Source organism: Nocardioides sp. AX2bis (assembly GCF_902506435.1).
Lineage (GTDB): Bacteria > Actinomycetota > Actinomycetes > Propionibacteriales > Nocardioidaceae > Nocardioides.
The window spans coordinates 863,928-878,257 of record NZ_LR733215.1 but is presented as its reverse complement, the minus strand read 5'-3'; the positions used below and the strand labels follow the sequence as shown (position 1 = coordinate 878,257).

Here is a 14,330-nt window from a genome sequence, read left to right as displayed (position 1 = left end):
CCGGTCAGCGACCGGAGTAGTTCGGCGCCTCGACGGTCATCTGGACGCCGTGCGGGTGGCTCTCCTGGAGCGAGGCCTGCGTGATCCGCACGAAGCGGCCCTTGTCCTGCAGCTCGGGCACGGTGCGGGCGCCGACGTAGAACATCGACTGGTTCAGCCCGCCGATCAGCTGGTGGGCCACGGCCGAGAGCGGGCCGCGGTAGGCGACCTGGCCCTCGATGCCCTCCGGGACGATCTGGTCGTCGCTGGCCACCTCGGCCTGGAAGTACCGGTCCTTGGAGTACGACTTCTTGTTGCGGCTGGACATCGCGCCGAGCGACCCCATCCCGCGGTAGGTCTTGTACTGCTTGCCGTTGACGAAGATCAGGTCGCCGGGCGACTCGTCGCAGCCGGCGAGCAGGGAGCCGACCATGACCGCGTCGGCGCCGGCGACCAGGGCCTTGGCGATCTCGCCGGAGTACTTCATCCCGCCGTCGGCGATCACGGGCACGCCCGCCGGCCGGCAGGCCAACGAGGCGTCGTGCACCGCGGTCACCTGGGGCACGCCGACGCCGGTGACCACGCGGGTGGTGCAGATCGAGCCCGGGCCCACCCCGACCTTGACCGCGTCGGCCCCCGCGTCGACGAACGCCTGCGCGCCCTCGCGGGTGGCGACGTTGCCGCCGATCACCTGGACGTGGCGGGTGGCCGGGTCGGTCTTGAGCCGGGCGACCATGTCGAGCAGCAGGCGTACGTTGCCGTGCGCGGTGTCGGCGACCAGCACGTCGACCCCGGCCTCGACCAGGGTCGTGGCCCGCTGCCAGGCGTCGCCGAAGTAGCCGATCGCGGCGCCCACCATCAGCCGGCCGTGCGCGTCGTTGGAGGCCAGCGGGAACTGCTCGGACTTCACGAAGTCCTTGACGGTGATCAGGCCGGCCAGCCGGCCCTGCTCGTCGACCAGGGGCAGCCGCTCGCGCTTGTGCTTGCGCAGCAGCAGGGTGGCGTCGTCGCGGCTGATCCCGACCGGGCCGGTGATCAGCGGCATCGGGGTCATCACCTCGTCGACCTTGGTGGTGGCCCACTCCGCGACCGGGGTGAAGCGCAGGTCCCGGTTCGTGATGATCCCGAGCAGGCGCTGCTCGGGGTCGACCACGGGCATGCCGGAGACGCGGTACTCGCCGCAGATCCGGTCGAGCTCCTCCAGCGTCTCGTCGGGGCCGATCACCACGGGGTTGGAGATGATCCCGGTCTGGGTCCGCTTGACGAGGTCGACCTGGTAGGCCTGGTCCTCGATCGACAGGTTGCGGTGCAGCACCCCGAGGCCGCCCTGGCGGGCCATCGCGATCGCCATCCGCGACTCGGTGACGGTGTCCATCGCGGCGCTCACCAGCGGCACCCGGAGCGAGATCTCGCGGGTCAGCCGCGAGGTCGTGTCGATGTCAGAGGGCGCCAGGTCGGAGTGACCCGGCAGCAGCAGGACGTCGTCGTAGGTCAGCCCGAGGGCCTCGAACTTCTCCGGGAGCTCCACCCGCTCATCGTAGACGCCCGCGAGGGGCTCCCCCGCCGCCCGACGTCAGCCGGCGAGGGGACGTACGTCACGCAGCGGGATCCGGACGGTCAGCTCGTCGCCGGCCATCCTGATCCGGCCCCGCATCCCCGCCGAGAGCACCATCGGCATCACCGCCTGGTTGTCGGCGCGGGTGCGCACCAGCAGCTCCTCGGCGCCGATGCGGCGGGCCAGCCGGGCCACGTCGCCGAGCAGGCGGGTGCCGATGCCGCGCCGCTGCCAGGACACGTCGACGTCGAGGTCGACCTCGCGGGTGCCGGGCGCGTCCAGGGAGACCGGCAGCAGCCGGGCCTCGCCCACCACGACCTCGTCGACCCGCGCCTGCACGGCGGTCTCGAGCGCGGCGTAGGTGACGGTCGCGCCCGCACCGATCCGGCGGCTCGCGCCGTTGCTGCGCTCGCGCCCGAGCACGTCGCTGACCAGGGCGGCCATCGCCAGCCCGCGCTCGCGCTCGGTCGGGGTGAAGGGGGCAGGTCGGCGCACCTGCACGCGCACGTCGCCGACCCGCAGCTCCATCACGTCGGCCGGACCGCCGTCGACGTCCGCGGCCGCGTCGAAGAGGCGGGCCACCACGTCGGGGAAGGAGGCCGGCTGCGCGATGACGGCGCGCGCCGCCTCGACGTACCGGGTGGGCTGGTCGTCGAGCGCCGCCTCCGTGCACGGCAGCGCCAGGACGCGGTCGCCGCCCGCCCCCACCACCAGCGCGGTGATCGCGGCCTCGTCGAGCCCGTCCGACGCCTCGAGCACCAGCTCGTCGGTCACCGGTCCCACGGTCGATCCGGGGAAGACCTGGATCCGCCGGATGTCGACCCCGGCCTCGCCGCAGGTGCGGGCGAGCCCGGCCAGGGTCCCGGGCCGGTCGGGGAGGTTGGTACGCACGCGCCACAGCATGGGAGCGATGCTGCCAGCGGGACGTTGCCGGGAAGGATCGGTCGTGTTACGCCGACGACACATCCCGGCGGCCCTCGGCCACCGCCTCGGCGAGGCCCTTCGCGGCGAGCCGGTCGGCGCGCTCGTTGCCGGCGTTGCCGGCGTGGCCCTTGACCCAGAACCAGGTGACGTCGTGCTGCAGCTCGGCCTCGCGCAGCCGCTGCCACAGGTCCCGGTTCTTCACCGGCTCCTTGGCCGAGGTCAGCCACCCGTTGCGCTCCCAGCCGGCCAGCCACTTCGTGATCCCGTTGCGGACGTAGGTGCTGTCGGTGTGCAGGTGCACCGTCACCCGGCGGGTCAGCGTCTCCAGCGCCGCGATCGGCGCCCTCAGCTCCATCCGGTTGTTGGTGGTCGTCCCGGCCTCGCCGCCGCAGAGCTCCAGCTCGTGCCGGCCGGTCTGCAGCAGCGCGCCCCAGCCCCCGGGCCCGGGGTTGGGCACGCACGCCCCGTCGGTGTGCACCACCACGACCTCGTCCACGGGCAGCACGCTAGGCCACCGGACGGCCTGCGGGAGCAGGGGGCAGAATGCGCCCGGTGAGCCACCCCGAGACCGCCACGGTGCGGGTCGCGATGTGGTCGGGACCGCGCAACCTGTCCACCGCGATGATGCGCAGCTTCGAGAACCGCGCCGACTGCAGCGTCGTCGACGAGCCGCTGTACGCCGCGTACCTCGCCGCCACGGGGCTCGACCACCCCGGCCGCGACGAGGTGGTCGCCTCGCAGCCCACCGACCCGGCCGTGGTGCTGGCCGAGCTCGTCGAGGGTCCGCTCGCGACGCCGTTGCAGTACCAGAAGCACATGACGCACCACCTGCTCCCGGGGTTCGTGCCCGGTGGTCCCGGCGGCCGGGGCGGGCCGCTGGGCGCGCTGCGGCACGCCTTCCTGGTCCGCGACCCCGAGCGGGTGCTCACCTCCTACGCCAAGGTCCGCGACGAGCCGACCCTCGAGGACCTCGGGCTGCCCCAGCAGGTCGAGCTGTTCGAGACCCACGGCGGGCCCGTCGTCGACGCCGCCGACGTCCTGCGCGACCCGCGCGGCACGCTCGGCCTGCTCTGCGCCGCCCTCGGCCTCGCCTTCGACGAGGCGATGCTCGCGTGGCCGGCCGGCCCGCGCGGCTCCGACGGCGTCTGGGCCCCGCACTGGTACGCCGGCGTGGAGGCCTCGACCGGCTTCGCCACCGACTCCCCCGGCGCAGCCGACCCGCTGCCCGACCGGCTCCGCCCGCTCCTGGAGCGCTGCCGGCCCTACTACGACGCGCTGGCGCCGTACCGCCTCTCGCCCGACACGCCCCCGACCCCCTGAGGACGACCCTGATGCTGCAGCAGTACGACGAGCGCAACCGCGACCTGGTGGTCGGCATCGACGACACCCTGGTGCACCGCGACCGGGCCGGGATCAGCCCCTTCGACTCCGTCGTCCAGGGCGGGGACGCGGTGTGGGAGGGACTGCGGCTGCACCACGGGCGGATCTTCAAGCTCACCGAGCACCTCGCCCGGCTGCGCCGCTCCGCGCACGCGCTGGCCTTCGCCGAGATCCCCGCCGCAGAGCTGCTCGAGGAGCGGCTGCGCGCGGTCCTGGCGGCCAACGCGATGACCGACGACGTCCACGTGCGGCTGACGCTGACCCGGGGGGTCAAGCTCACCAGCGGGATGGACCCGCGGCTGAACACGTCGGGCCCGACGCTGATCGTGCTGGCGGAGTTCAAGTCGCCGGTCTACGACGACACCGGGATCACCCTGGTCACCAGCTCGGTGCGCCGCCACCGCGCCGACTCCCTGGACCCCAAGATCCACCACAACAACCTGCTCACCTCGATCATGGCCAAGATCGAGGCCAACGTCGCCGGCGCCGACGACGCCCTCATGCTCGACGACGCGGGCTTCGTGGCCGAGACCAACGCGACCCACGTCTTCCACGTCACCGACGGCGTCGTGCACACCAGCACCACCCGCGCCTGCCCCGAGGGCATCACCCGCGAGACCGTGCTCGAGATCTGCGCGGCGACCGGCCGCGAGGCCCGGGTCGGCGACTACTCCCTGGTCGACCTGGTCAACGCCGACGAGGTGTTCGTGACCGGCACGATGGGCGGGGTCACCCCCGTGGTCTGCCTCGACGGGCGCCGCATCGGCACCGGCGCCCGCGGCCCGGTCGGCACCGCGATCGCCGAGGCGTACGCCGCCCGCACCGCGGTGGAGGGCACCCTCGTCGTCTGAGGCCACCCTCGCCCGGGTGCTCGTGTCATGAGAAGCAGGTCGTCAGGCCCTCCAGACCTGCTTCTCGTGACACGAACCCCGGGGCGGCGGTCGTCCACAGGGGTTCCCGTCGCGTTGACACCACCCGCAGGCTCCGGCCCCCTCCTGACCTGCGTGCGGTGTCAACGCGGGGCGGTCGCCTGTGGAGGACGACGTCAGACGAGGTGCTGGACGATCTCGCGGACGCCCCCGTCGACGGTCACGGTCGCGAGCGCGCCGTTCACCAACGGCAGGTGCGGCGGGACGTGGCCGATCTCCATGTCCCAGACGATCGGCAGCCCGAGCCTCCCGAGGGCGTCGACGACCGCCTCCCGCTGCGTCATCTGCGGGTGGTCGGGCGCGCTGGTACGCCCCACCAGGACCGCCCGTGCGTGGTCGAACCACCCGGCGAGCCGGAGGCCGTGCAGGTGCCTGCAGATGGTCGCCGCGTCGTCGCCGGAGGCCTCGAGGTAGACCACCAGGCCGTCGGCGGCGTACTCACGACCGAAGGCGGCGACGTCGCCGTACGGCGTCCCGGCCAGGTTCACCATCGTCTCGACGCACCCGCCGACCAGCCGCCCGGTGACGTCCAGCGAGTCGGCCCCGTGGAGGGACCAGCCGCCGTCGCCGACGACCTTCCACGAGGTCGCGTGCGGATCCTCCGCGAAGCGCCACCAGCCGGCGACCACGCCGGAGTCCCGCTGGCGGTGCGGGCCCGGTCCGGCGAGCACGTCGAGCCAGCCCAGCAGCCCGTCGGGCGGGGCGTACGGCGTGTCGGCGAGGTTGTCGCCGTGCAGCGTGGCCCAGCCCAGCCGCGTGGTCAGCGGCACCAGGAGGGTCGAGACGTCCGAGAAGCCGACCAGCCAGGTCGGCTCGGCCGCGGCCAGCGCCTCCCAGTCGAGCAGGTCCACGAGGTCGACCGCGGTCTCGCCGCCCCAGGGTGGGACCACGCAGCGGATCGACGGGTCGCACAGCATGGCGGTCATCTCGGCCGCACGGGCCGCGACCGGGCCGGAGGTGATCCCCGAGCCGTCCATCATCTCCCCGACGACCACGTCGTACCCGGCCTCGCGCAACCAGCCGACGCAGAAGTCGATGCGGTCGGCACCCGGACCGTCGACACCGGCGGACGGCGACGTCACCCCGATGCGGTCACCGGGTCGGAGCGGGGCGGGGAAGCGGATCATGGGGTCATCCTCGCGCCCCGCCTGCCCGGGGACGGCGACGGCCCGCCGCCACCTGCGCGAGGCAGGTGACGACGGGCCGGGTGGTGGATCAGCCGTGCTGGCTCAGTGGCCGTGCCCGTGGCCGTGGCCGCCGGCCGCGGGAGCGTCGTCCTGCTCCTCGGGCTTCTCGACGATCAGCGTCTCGGTCGTCAGCAGCATGCCGGCGATCGAGGTGGCGTTGACCAGCGCCGAGCGGGTGACCTTGACCGGGTCCAGGACGCCCTGGGCGACCAGGTCGCCGTACTCGCCGGTGGCGGCGTTGTAGCCGTTGCCGACACCGAGCTCGCGCACCTTGGTGGTGATGACGTAGCCGTTCTCGCCACCGTTCTCGGCGATCCAGCGCAGCGGCTCGTCGGCCGAGCGACGCACGACGCGTACGCCGGCGGCCTCGTCACCGGTCAGGCCGAGGTCCCCGTCGAGGACGGAGACCGCGTGGATGAGCGCGGAGCCACCGCCGGGGACGATGCCCTCCTCGATCGCGGCGCGCGTCGCGGAGACGGCGTCCTCGATGCGGTGCTTCTTCTCCTTGAGCTCCACCTCGGTGGCGGCGCCGACCTTGATGACGCAGACCCCGCCGGCCAGCTTGGCCAGGCGCTCCTGCAGCTTCTCGCGGTCCCAGTCGGAGTCGGTGTTCTCGATCTCCGCCTTGATCTGGTTGACGCGGCCCTCGACCTCGGCCGAGTCGCCGGCACCGTCGACGATCGTGGTGTCGTCCTTGGTGACGACCACGCGACGGGCCTGGCCGAGCACCTCGAGGCCGACCTGGTCGAGCTTGAGCCCGACCTCGGGCGCCACGACCTGCGCGCCGGTCAGCGTCGCGATGTCCTGCATCATCGACTTGCGACGGTCACCGAACGCGGGAGCCTTGACGGCGACCGCGTTGAAGGTGCCCCGGATCTTGTTGACGACCAGGGTGGACAGCGCCTCGCCGTCGACGTCCTCGGAGAGGATGAAGAGCGGCTTGCCGGCGGCGATGACCTTCTCCAGCAGCGGGAGCAGGTCGGAGACCGAGCTGATCTTGCCCTGGTGCAGGAGCAGGTAGGGGTCGTCGAGGACGGCCTCCATGCGCTCCTGGTCGGTGACGAAGTACTGCGAGATGTAGCCCTTGTCGAACTGCATCCCCTCGGTGAACTCCAGCTCGGTGCCCATGGTGTTGGACTCCTCGACGGTGATCACGCCGTCCTTGCCGACCTTGTCGAAGGCCTCGGCGAGCAGGTCGCCGATGTGGGCGTCGCGGCTCGAGATGGTCGCGACCGAGGACATGTCCTCGCGGGTCTCGACCTCGCGGGCGGCGTCGCGCAGGGCCTGGCCGACGGCCTCGGTGGCCTTGTCCATGCCGCGCTTCAGGCTCATCGGGTTGGCGCCGGCAGCGACCGCGCGCAGGCCCTGGTGGACCATGGCCTGGGCCAGGACCGTGGCCGTGGTGGTGCCGTCACCGGCGACGTCGTTGGTCTTGGTGGCGACCTCCTTCGTCAGCTGGGCGCCGAGGTTCTCGAACGGGTCGTCCAGCTCGATCTCACGAGCGACGGTCACGCCGTCGTTGGTGATCGTGGGGGCGCCCCACTTCTTGTCGAGGACGACGTAGCGGCCCTTGGGGCCGAGGGTCACCTTGACCGCGTTGGCGAGGGCGTCGACGCCCCGCTCGAGAGCGCGCCGTGCGTTCTCGTCGAACTCCAGGATCTTGGGCATTGCTCTCCTTGCGATGGTGCTCGGGATGTGCGGGAGACACGTCCGGGTCGTGCCCTACCGGCCGCTGCGCGTCAGCGCGGCAGCCGGGGGCACGACCCGGGGGGTGTTCAGCTGACGACCGCGAGGACGTCGCGCGCGGAGAGGATGAGGTACTCCTCGCCGGCGTACTTGACCTCGGTGCCGCCGTACTTGCTGTAGACGACCTTGTCGCCCACGGCGACGTCGATCGGGACGCGGTTGCCGTTGTCGTCGACGCGGCCGGGGCCGAGCGCCAGGACCTCGCCCTCCTGGGGCTTCTCCTTGGCGGTGTCGGGGATGACGAGGCCGGAGGCGGTGGTCTGCTCGGCGTCGAGCGGCTTGACCACGATGCGGTCCTCGAGGGGCTTGATGTTGACCGACACGATGTCGACCTCCACTTTCTCCACTGTGTTGCACGGACAGAGGTGCCCGGACGGGTTGTCCGGACGGGGGTGGTGCACGCTGGGGCAGGCTCGGGGCTCGCCGTCGCGGGGGTCGGGCCCATCGCCTGCACTGGCACCCTCACCTCGAGAGTGCCAGGGCAAAACTAGCACTCGCCCCGACCGAGTGCCAGGAGCACCCGGCCCGCGGTCCCTGCGAGGATGGCGGCGTGGACCTCGAGACCTTCCGGTGGCTGACCGGCGACGAGGGCGGCGCCCTGATGGCGGCCGCCGCCGACGGGCGTACGGACCTGCGCGCGCTGCCCGGCGCGGACCCCGACCGGGTCGCGGCGGCCCTGACCCAGGTGGACCTGCGCCGCCACGCCCGGGCCAAGCTCGGCGACGACGCCGGCGTCATGTGGTTCACCCGTGACGGCCTCGAGCAGGCCACCCGTACGCGTGTCGCGACCCACCGCGCCGCCCGGATGGCGGCCTCCGGCGCCCGCACCCTCGTCGACCTCGGCTGCGGGGTCGGCGGTGACCTCGTCGCCGCGGCCCGGGCCGGTCTGACCTGCGTCGGGGTCGACCTGGACCCCGTGCGGGTCGCGGCGGCCGAGGCCAACCTGGCCGCGCTCGGGCTGCCCGGCGCGGTCGCGGTGGCCGACGCCACCGAGCTGGACCTCGCCCCCTTCGACGTCGCCTTCGCCGACCCTGCGCGCCGCAGCGGGCGCGGGCGCAGCTTCCGGGTCGAGGACTGGACCCCCTCGTGGGACTTCGTCGAGTCCCTGCTGGGCCGCGACTCCTGCGTGAAGGCCGCCCCGGGCCTGCCGCACGAGCGGGTCCCGGACGGGGTCGAGGCGGAGTGGGTCAGCGAGGACGGCGAGGTCAAGGAGGTCGCGCTGTGGGGCGGGCACCTGGCCACGGTCCGGTGGCGCGCCACCGTGGTCGCCGGGGCCGGCCTGGCCACGCTGACCGACGGGGACCCGGTCTCGGACGAGGTGCGCGGCGTCGGCGGCTACCTCTACGAGCCGGACGGCGCGGTCATCCGGGCCGGGCTGGTCACCGCGGTCGCCGCGACGGTCGCCGGCGGGCGGGTCGACCCGCACCTGGCCTACGTCACCTCCGACGAGGACGTCCGCACCCCGTTCGCCCGGGGCTACCGCGTGCTCGAGGAGCTGCCCTACCGCGAGAAGCAGCTGCGCGCGGCGCTGCGCGAGCGCGACGTCGGCGCGCTGACCATCAAGAAGCGCGGGGTGGACGTCGTGCCCGAGGACCTGCGCAAGCGGCTCAAGCTCACCGGGGACCTCGCCGCCACCGTGGTGCTGACCCGGGTCGCGGGCCGCGGCACGGCGCTCCTGGTCGAGCCGCTGCCCCCGGGCCGCGCCTGACTGGCGGCCCGGGGACGGGCTCAGCCCTCGAGCCCGGCCCGCTCCGCCCCGACCGACGTGTCGGGTCCGTGGCCGGTGTGGACCACGGTGTCGTCGGGGAGGACGAGCAGGCGGGTCCGGATCGACTCCACGATGACGTCCGCGTCGCTGTAGGAGCGCCCCGTCGCCCCGGGACCGCCCTGGAAGAGGGTGTCCCCGCTGAAGACGCAGCCCAGGTCGGGGGCGTGCAGGCACACCGCGCCGGGCGAGTGGCCCGGCGTGTGCAGCACCTCGAGGCGGGTCCCGGCGACCTCGACGACGGTGCCGTCGGCGAGGTCGAGGTCCCACAGGTAGCCGTCGGCGTCGTCCGGCCCGCCGTGGGTCAGCTCCCACAGGGGGCGCTCGGCCGGGTGCAGCATGATCGGCGCGGCGACCCGCTCGCGCAGGGCAGGGGCGACGCGGCAGTGGTCGTCGTGGGCGTGGGTCAGCACGATCGCCTTCACCGTGCGGTCGCCCACCAGGGCCATCACGTCGTCGACCGAGTGCGGGGCGTCGATCACGACGCACTCGGTGTCGTCGCCGACGACCCACAGGTTGTTGTCGACCTGGTGGGTCTCCCCGTCGAGGCTGAAGGTGCCGCTGGAGACGGCGTGGTCGACGCGCACGGCGCCGGCCATCAGAGGATCACGACCGAGCGCAGGACGTCGCCGCCGTGCATCTTGTCGAACGCGGCCTCGACGTCGCCGATGCCGATCTCCTCGGTCACGAACGCGTCGAGGTCCAGGCGGCCCTGCTGGTAGAGGTCGACCAGCATCGGGAAGTCGCGGCTGGGCAGGCAGTCGCCGTACCAGCTGGACTTGAGCGCCCCGCCGCGGCCGAAGACGTCGATCAGCGGGATCTCGGGGACGGTCATGTCGGGCGTGGGGACGCCGACCAGGACGACGGTGCCGGCGAGGTCGCGGGCGTAGAACGCCTGCTTCCAGGTCTCGGGGCGCCCCACGGCCTCGACGACCACGTCAGCGCCCTCGGCGCCCTCGTAGGTCTCGGCGCAGATCCGCTTGATCTCCTCGACCGGGTCGACCTTCGAGGAATCGACGGTGTGGGTCGCGCCCATCCGGGTCGCGGTCTCGAGCTTCTTCGGGTCGATGTCGACCGCGATGACCGGGCTGGCGCCGGCCAGGACCGAGCCGGCCACGGCGGCCACGCCGACCCCGCCGCAGCCGATGACCGCCACGGACTTCCCGCGGGTGACCGCACCGGTGTTGATGGCGGCACCGATGCCGGCCATCACGCCGCAGCCGAGCAGGCCGACGGCGGCCGGGCGGGCGGACTCGTCGACCTTCGTGCACTGGCCGGCGGCCACGAGGGTCTTCTCGGCGAAGGCGCCGATCCCCAGCGCCGGGGACAGCTCGGTGCCGTCGGGCAGCGTCATCTTCTGCGTGGCGTTGTGGGTGGCGAAGCAGTACTGCGGCTCGCCGCGCTTGCAGGCCCGGCACTCGCCGCAGACCGCGCGCCAGTTGAGGACCACGAAGTCGCCCGGGGCGACCTCGGTGACGTCGTCGCCGACGGCCTCGACCACGCCCGCGGCCTCGTGGCCGAGCAGGAACGGGAAGTCGTCGTTGATGCCGCCCTCGCGGTAGTGCAGGTCGGTGTGGCACACACCGCAAGCCTGGACCTTCACCAGGGCCTCGCCCGGGCCCGGGTCGGGGACGTGGATCGTGGTCAGCTCGACCGGCTGGCCCTTGCCGCGGGCGATGACGCCCTGCACCTCGTGCATGCTCTGCTCTCCTCGCATCTCGCCCCCCGGCGGTCCGGGACGTCGCCCGCGCAGCCTACGGGCGGGACCGGGTCAGACCAGCACGGTGGTGACCGGCTGGCTGCTGTCGGCCGGCAGGTCCAGCGCGGAGGGGGTACGCCCGCGGGCCACCATCTCGGCACCGAGCGCGGCGACCATCGCCCCGTTGTCGGTGCACAGACCGGGTCGCGGCACGCGGACGCGTACGCCCGCGGCGGCGGCCCGCTCGACGGCCATCGCACGCAGCCGGGAGTTGGCGGCCACGCCGCCCCCGATCAGGAGGTCCTCGATCCCGTCGGAGGTCGCCGCGTCGAGCGCCTTGCGCACCAGCACGTCGCAGACGGCCTCCTGGAACGACGCGGCGACGTCGGCGACCGGGACCGGCTCGCCGCTGCGCTCGCGGGCCTCGACCCACCGGGCGACGGCGGTCTTGAGGCCCGAGAAGGAGAAGTCGAAGCGGTGCCGCTCGAGGTCGCGGCGCCCGGTCAGGCCCCGGGGGAAGTCGATGGTGACGGTCCCGCCCTCGCGGGCGGCCCGGTCGATGTGGGGCCCTCCGGGGAACGGCAGCCCGAGCACGCGGGCGACCTTGTCGAAGGCCTCCCCCGCGGCGTCGTCGATGGTCGCGCCCATCGGGTCGACCCCGCCGCCGTCGGCACCGCCGCCGGTGACGTCGGTGACCCGCAGCAGGCTGGAGTGCCCGCCGCTGACGAGCAGCGCCAGGCACGGCTCGGGCAGGGAGCCGTGCTCGAGCTGGTCGACCGCGACGTGGGCGGAGAGGTGGTTGACGCCGTAGAGCGGCTTGCCGAGGGCGAGCGCCAGCGCCTTGGCCGAGGCCACCCCGACCAGCAGCGCGCCGGCCAGCCCGGGGCCGCTGGTGACCGCGATCGCGTCGACGTCGCCCGGACGGATGCCGGCGGTCTCGCAGGCACGCTCGAGCGTCGGGACCATCGCCTCCAGGTGCGCCCGGCTGGCCACCTCCGGCACGACCCCGCCGAAGCGCGCATGCTGGTCGACGCTGCTGGCCACGGTGTCGGCGAGCAGGGTGTGCCCGCGGACGACCCCCACCCCGGTCTCGTCGCAGGACGTCTCGATGCCGAGGACGAGGGGGCCGTCGGGGGCGGGTCGGTCGGGCACCCGCCCATCGTGCCAGCCCGGCCGCCGCGCAGACTGGGCGACGTGCGCGAGGTCGACGTGGTGGGGCTGACCGCGCCGCGCGACGTCGCCCCGGAGCCGTTCGTGCGGCACCAGCTCGACCCGGGCACCGTGCGCCGGGCGTGGGTCACCGAGCGGGAGGGCGTCCACGGGGTCGAGCGGGCCGCGCTGTGGGTGGCGGAGGTCGTGTGGCACGACGGCGGCAGGATGCGGGTCGGGCACGGCGTCGGTCCGGCCGGGCTGCTGGCGACGATGCTCGCGCCGGCCGCGGAGGCCGCCGGGCCGGTCGACCGGGTCAGCGTGAGCGACGGCGCCGAGACCTCGCTGCCGCCGGGCTGGGCGCAGGTCTCGACCAACCGCTGGCACTGGATGCTCACCGACACCGTCCCGTCCGGGCCGGTGGACCCGCGGCTGGTCGACCTCGGCCCGCTCGACGGCCCCGCAGGAGCTGCGCAGGAAGGGACGGACGGAGCGGCTGCGGAGGTCCGGGGCGTCCTCGACGCCGGCAACCCCGGCTCCTTCGCCCGGCCCGGCACCACCCCGGGCGTCGCGCGCTGGCTCGGCCTGCGCGAGGACGGGGAGCTGCGGGCCGTCGGGGCGCTGGTCCGCCAGGCCGACGGCAGCGGGCACCTGCGCGCGGTCACGGTGCACCCCGACCACGCCGGCCGCGGGCTCGGTCGCGCCCTGTCGGTCGGCCTGACCCGCGCCGGCCTCGCGATGGCGCCCGTGGTCAGTCTCGGGGTCTACCTCGACAACGCGCCGGCGCTGCGGATCTACCGCGACCTCGGCTACGCCACCCGGCACACGTTCGCCTCGGGCCTGACCTCCCGGCCCCGTGGTCGGACCGGTCAGCGGGCCGGTCAGCGGGCCGGGACCGACCGTTCGAGCACCAGCGCCGACTCGCCGTCGCGGTAGTAGCGCGGCCGGGTGCCGACCTCGGCGAAGCCGGCGGCGGCGTAGAACGCACGGGCACCCTCGTTGTCGGCGCGGACCTCGAGCAGCACCCGCTCCGCCCCGGCGTCGCGGGCCAGCCCGAGCAGCGCGTCGAGCAGGGCCCGGGCGATCCCGCGGCGGCGGGCGGGTCCGGCCACGACCAGCCGCTGGAGCTCGGCCACGTCGACGACCAGGCTGCCGGCGGCGTACCCCAGGACCTCGCCATCGGCCTCGGCGACCAGCGCGTGCACGGTGGGCAGGGTGCCGCCGACGACCTCCGAGAGCAGCCCGTAGGACCACGCGTCGTCCCCGAGCCCGGCCTCCTCGAGGGCCGCGACCGCGGCCGCGTCCCGCGCCGTCGCCCGGCGTACGCGGGCCGCGTCCGCGGGCGGTGACGACCGGGCCGTCACGAGGCGGGCTTGCGCGGGCCCGGGGCGACCGCGTCGGGGCGGCGCAGGTAGAGCGGCTCGGGGTCGAGCAGCTCTGCGCGCTCCTCGGCGACCGCGACGGCCAGCCAGCCGGCGGAGGGACGCTCGGGGCCGACCGCCTGCGGGAAGTGCTCGGGGTGGAGCCGGGAGCCCTCGCCCACGACCGGGACGTCGGTGGCGACCTCGGCCGGTCGGTCCACGACCGGCCCGGCCAGCCGGGTCCCGTCGGCGTCGTAGGAGGCCAGGTAGACCTCCTTGCGCCGGGCGTCGGTGGCCACGACGAACGCGTCCTGGACAGCGCCGGTGGCGACCGCCTCGACGGCCAGCACGTCGAGCGTGCACACGCCGTAGACGGGCAGCTCGAGCGCCCAGGCGAGCGTGCGGGCGGTGACCAGGCCGACCCGCAGGCCGGTGAAGGGGCCCGGACCGACCCCCACGGCGATCGCCGTCAGGTCGAAGCGCTCGATGCCGGCGCGGTCGAGGGTCTCGGCGACCAGCGGTGCGAGCTGCTCGCCGTGACGGAGGCGCTCGGTCGAGGAGAGCTCGACGACGACGTCGGCCCCGTCGTGCAGGGCGACGGTGACCAGGCCGGTGGCGGTGTCGAGAGCGAGGAGCACCCGCGCAGGCTACCGAGC

General features: G+C 74.2%; 15 protein-coding genes. 4 read left to right on the top strand and 11 right to left on the bottom strand.

The features are described 5' to 3' along the window. Positions 1-4 precede the first annotated feature (4 nt). From guaB to rnhA, 3 genes are read right to left on the bottom strand one after another with little or no spacing between them, the layout of a single operon-like run. On the bottom strand, positions 5-1,507 hold the full coding sequence (gene guaB, locus GV155_RS04265) for an IMP dehydrogenase (RefSeq protein ID WP_160005547.1): 1,503 nt from the start codon (positions 1,505-1,507) through the stop codon (positions 5-7). Positions 1,508-1,552: 45 nt separating this feature from the next. After that, positions 1,553-2,437: a GNAT family N-acetyltransferase gene (locus GV155_RS04260; protein WP_160005545.1), complete on the bottom strand. Its 885-nt coding sequence runs from the start codon at positions 2,435-2,437 to the stop codon at positions 1,553-1,555. A 46-nt stretch (positions 2,438-2,483) separates the two neighbouring features. Further along, the gene (gene rnhA / locus GV155_RS04255; RefSeq protein ID WP_160005543.1) at positions 2,484-2,954 is read right to left on the bottom strand and encodes a ribonuclease HI; all 471 of its coding nucleotides are present in this window, start codon (positions 2,952-2,954) and stop codon (positions 2,484-2,486) included. A 56-nt stretch (positions 2,955-3,010) separates the two neighbouring features. On the opposite strand from rnhA, the gene GV155_RS04250 reads away from it, so the two are divergent. Beyond that, complete coding sequence (locus GV155_RS04250) at positions 3,011-3,778, top strand: HAD family hydrolase (RefSeq protein WP_236553966.1); 768 nt, start codon at positions 3,011-3,013, stop codon at positions 3,776-3,778. Positions 3,779-3,789: 11 nt separating this feature from the next. Continuing rightward, complete coding sequence (locus GV155_RS04245) at positions 3,790-4,689, top strand: aminotransferase class IV (protein ID WP_160005539.1); 900 nt, start codon at positions 3,790-3,792, stop codon at positions 4,687-4,689. A gap of 194 nt (positions 4,690-4,883) precedes the next feature. Here GV155_RS04245 and GV155_RS04240 read toward each other — a convergent pair whose 3' ends face one another. From GV155_RS04240 to groES, 3 genes are all read right to left on the bottom strand, one after another. Next, the gene (locus GV155_RS04240; protein ID WP_160005537.1) at positions 4,884-5,894 is read right to left on the bottom strand and encodes a S66 peptidase family protein; all 1,011 of its coding nucleotides are present in this window, start codon (positions 5,892-5,894) and stop codon (positions 4,884-4,886) included. Positions 5,895-5,996: 102 nt separating this feature from the next. Next, on the bottom strand, positions 5,997-7,622 hold the full coding sequence (groL, locus tag GV155_RS04235) for a chaperonin GroEL (RefSeq protein WP_160005535.1): 1,626 nt from the start codon (positions 7,620-7,622) through the stop codon (positions 5,997-5,999). Positions 7,623-7,729: 107 nt separating this feature from the next. After that, positions 7,730-8,023, bottom strand: a complete 294-nt coding sequence (gene groES / locus GV155_RS04230; RefSeq protein ID WP_160010819.1) for a co-chaperone GroES — start codon at positions 8,021-8,023, stop codon at positions 7,730-7,732. A gap of 227 nt (positions 8,024-8,250) precedes the next feature. Between groES and GV155_RS04225 the strand changes: the two genes are divergently transcribed. Continuing rightward, positions 8,251-9,408, top strand: a complete 1,158-nt coding sequence (locus GV155_RS04225) for a class I SAM-dependent methyltransferase (protein ID WP_160005533.1) — start codon at positions 8,251-8,253, stop codon at positions 9,406-9,408. Positions 9,409-9,428: 20 nt separating this feature from the next. Here the strand turns inward: GV155_RS04225 and GV155_RS04220 are convergent, their stop codons facing one another. From GV155_RS04220 to tsaD, 3 genes are all read right to left on the bottom strand, one after another. After that, positions 9,429-10,064 (bottom strand): MBL fold metallo-hydrolase, encoded by a 636-nt coding sequence (locus GV155_RS04220; protein WP_160005531.1) that lies wholly within the window; start codon positions 10,062-10,064, stop codon positions 9,429-9,431. Beyond that, a complete protein-coding gene (locus GV155_RS04215; RefSeq protein ID WP_160005529.1) occupies positions 10,064-11,164 on the bottom strand; it encodes an S-(hydroxymethyl)mycothiol dehydrogenase in 1,101 nt (366 codons plus the stop codon). The genes GV155_RS04220 and GV155_RS04215 overlap by 1 nt, the downstream gene beginning before the upstream one ends. Before the next feature lie 72 nt (positions 11,165-11,236). Beyond that, complete coding sequence (tsaD, locus tag GV155_RS04210) at positions 11,237-12,316, bottom strand: tRNA (adenosine(37)-N6)-threonylcarbamoyltransferase complex transferase subunit TsaD (protein ID WP_160005527.1); 1,080 nt, start codon at positions 12,314-12,316, stop codon at positions 11,237-11,239. A gap of 42 nt (positions 12,317-12,358) precedes the next feature. Between tsaD and GV155_RS04205 the strand changes: the two genes are divergently transcribed. Continuing rightward, positions 12,359-13,249, top strand: a complete 891-nt coding sequence (locus GV155_RS04205) for a GNAT family N-acetyltransferase (RefSeq protein ID WP_160005525.1) — start codon at positions 12,359-12,361, stop codon at positions 13,247-13,249. Here GV155_RS04205 and GV155_RS04200 read toward each other — a convergent pair. After that, positions 13,195-13,677 carry a GNAT family N-acetyltransferase gene (locus tag GV155_RS04200; protein WP_160005523.1) on the bottom strand — a complete coding sequence of 161 codons (483 nt, stop codon included), beginning with the start codon at positions 13,675-13,677 and terminating at the stop codon, positions 13,195-13,197. The genes GV155_RS04205 and GV155_RS04200 overlap by 55 nt on opposite strands. Beyond that, on the bottom strand, positions 13,674-14,312 hold the full coding sequence (tsaB, locus tag GV155_RS04195) for a tRNA (adenosine(37)-N6)-threonylcarbamoyltransferase complex dimerization subunit type 1 TsaB (RefSeq protein ID WP_160005521.1): 639 nt from the start codon (positions 14,310-14,312) through the stop codon (positions 13,674-13,676). The genes GV155_RS04200 and tsaB overlap by 4 nt, the downstream gene beginning before the upstream one ends. Between the last annotated feature and the right edge of the window lie 18 nt (positions 14,313-14,330).

Coding starts and splice junctions, on each gene's coding strand:
- GV155_RS04260 (WP_160005545.1), bottom strand. CDS start 2,437: ATGCTGTGGCGCGTGCGTACCAACCTCCCCGACCGGCCCGGGACCCTG.
- groL (WP_160005535.1), bottom strand. CDS start 7,622: ATGCCCAAGATCCTGGAGTTCGACGAGAACGCACGGCGCGCTCTCGAG.
- GV155_RS04240 (WP_160005537.1), bottom strand. CDS start 5,894: ATGATCCGCTTCCCCGCCCCGCTCCGACCCGGTGACCGCATCGGGGTG.
- GV155_RS04220 (WP_160005531.1), bottom strand. CDS start 10,064: ATGGCCGGCGCCGTGCGCGTCGACCACGCCGTCTCCAGCGGCACCTTC.
- GV155_RS04245 (WP_160005539.1), top strand. CDS start 3,790: ATGCTGCAGCAGTACGACGAGCGCAACCGCGACCTGGTGGTCGGCATC.
- GV155_RS04215 (WP_160005529.1), bottom strand. CDS start 11,164: ATGCACGAGGTGCAGGGCGTCATCGCCCGCGGCAAGGGCCAGCCGGTC.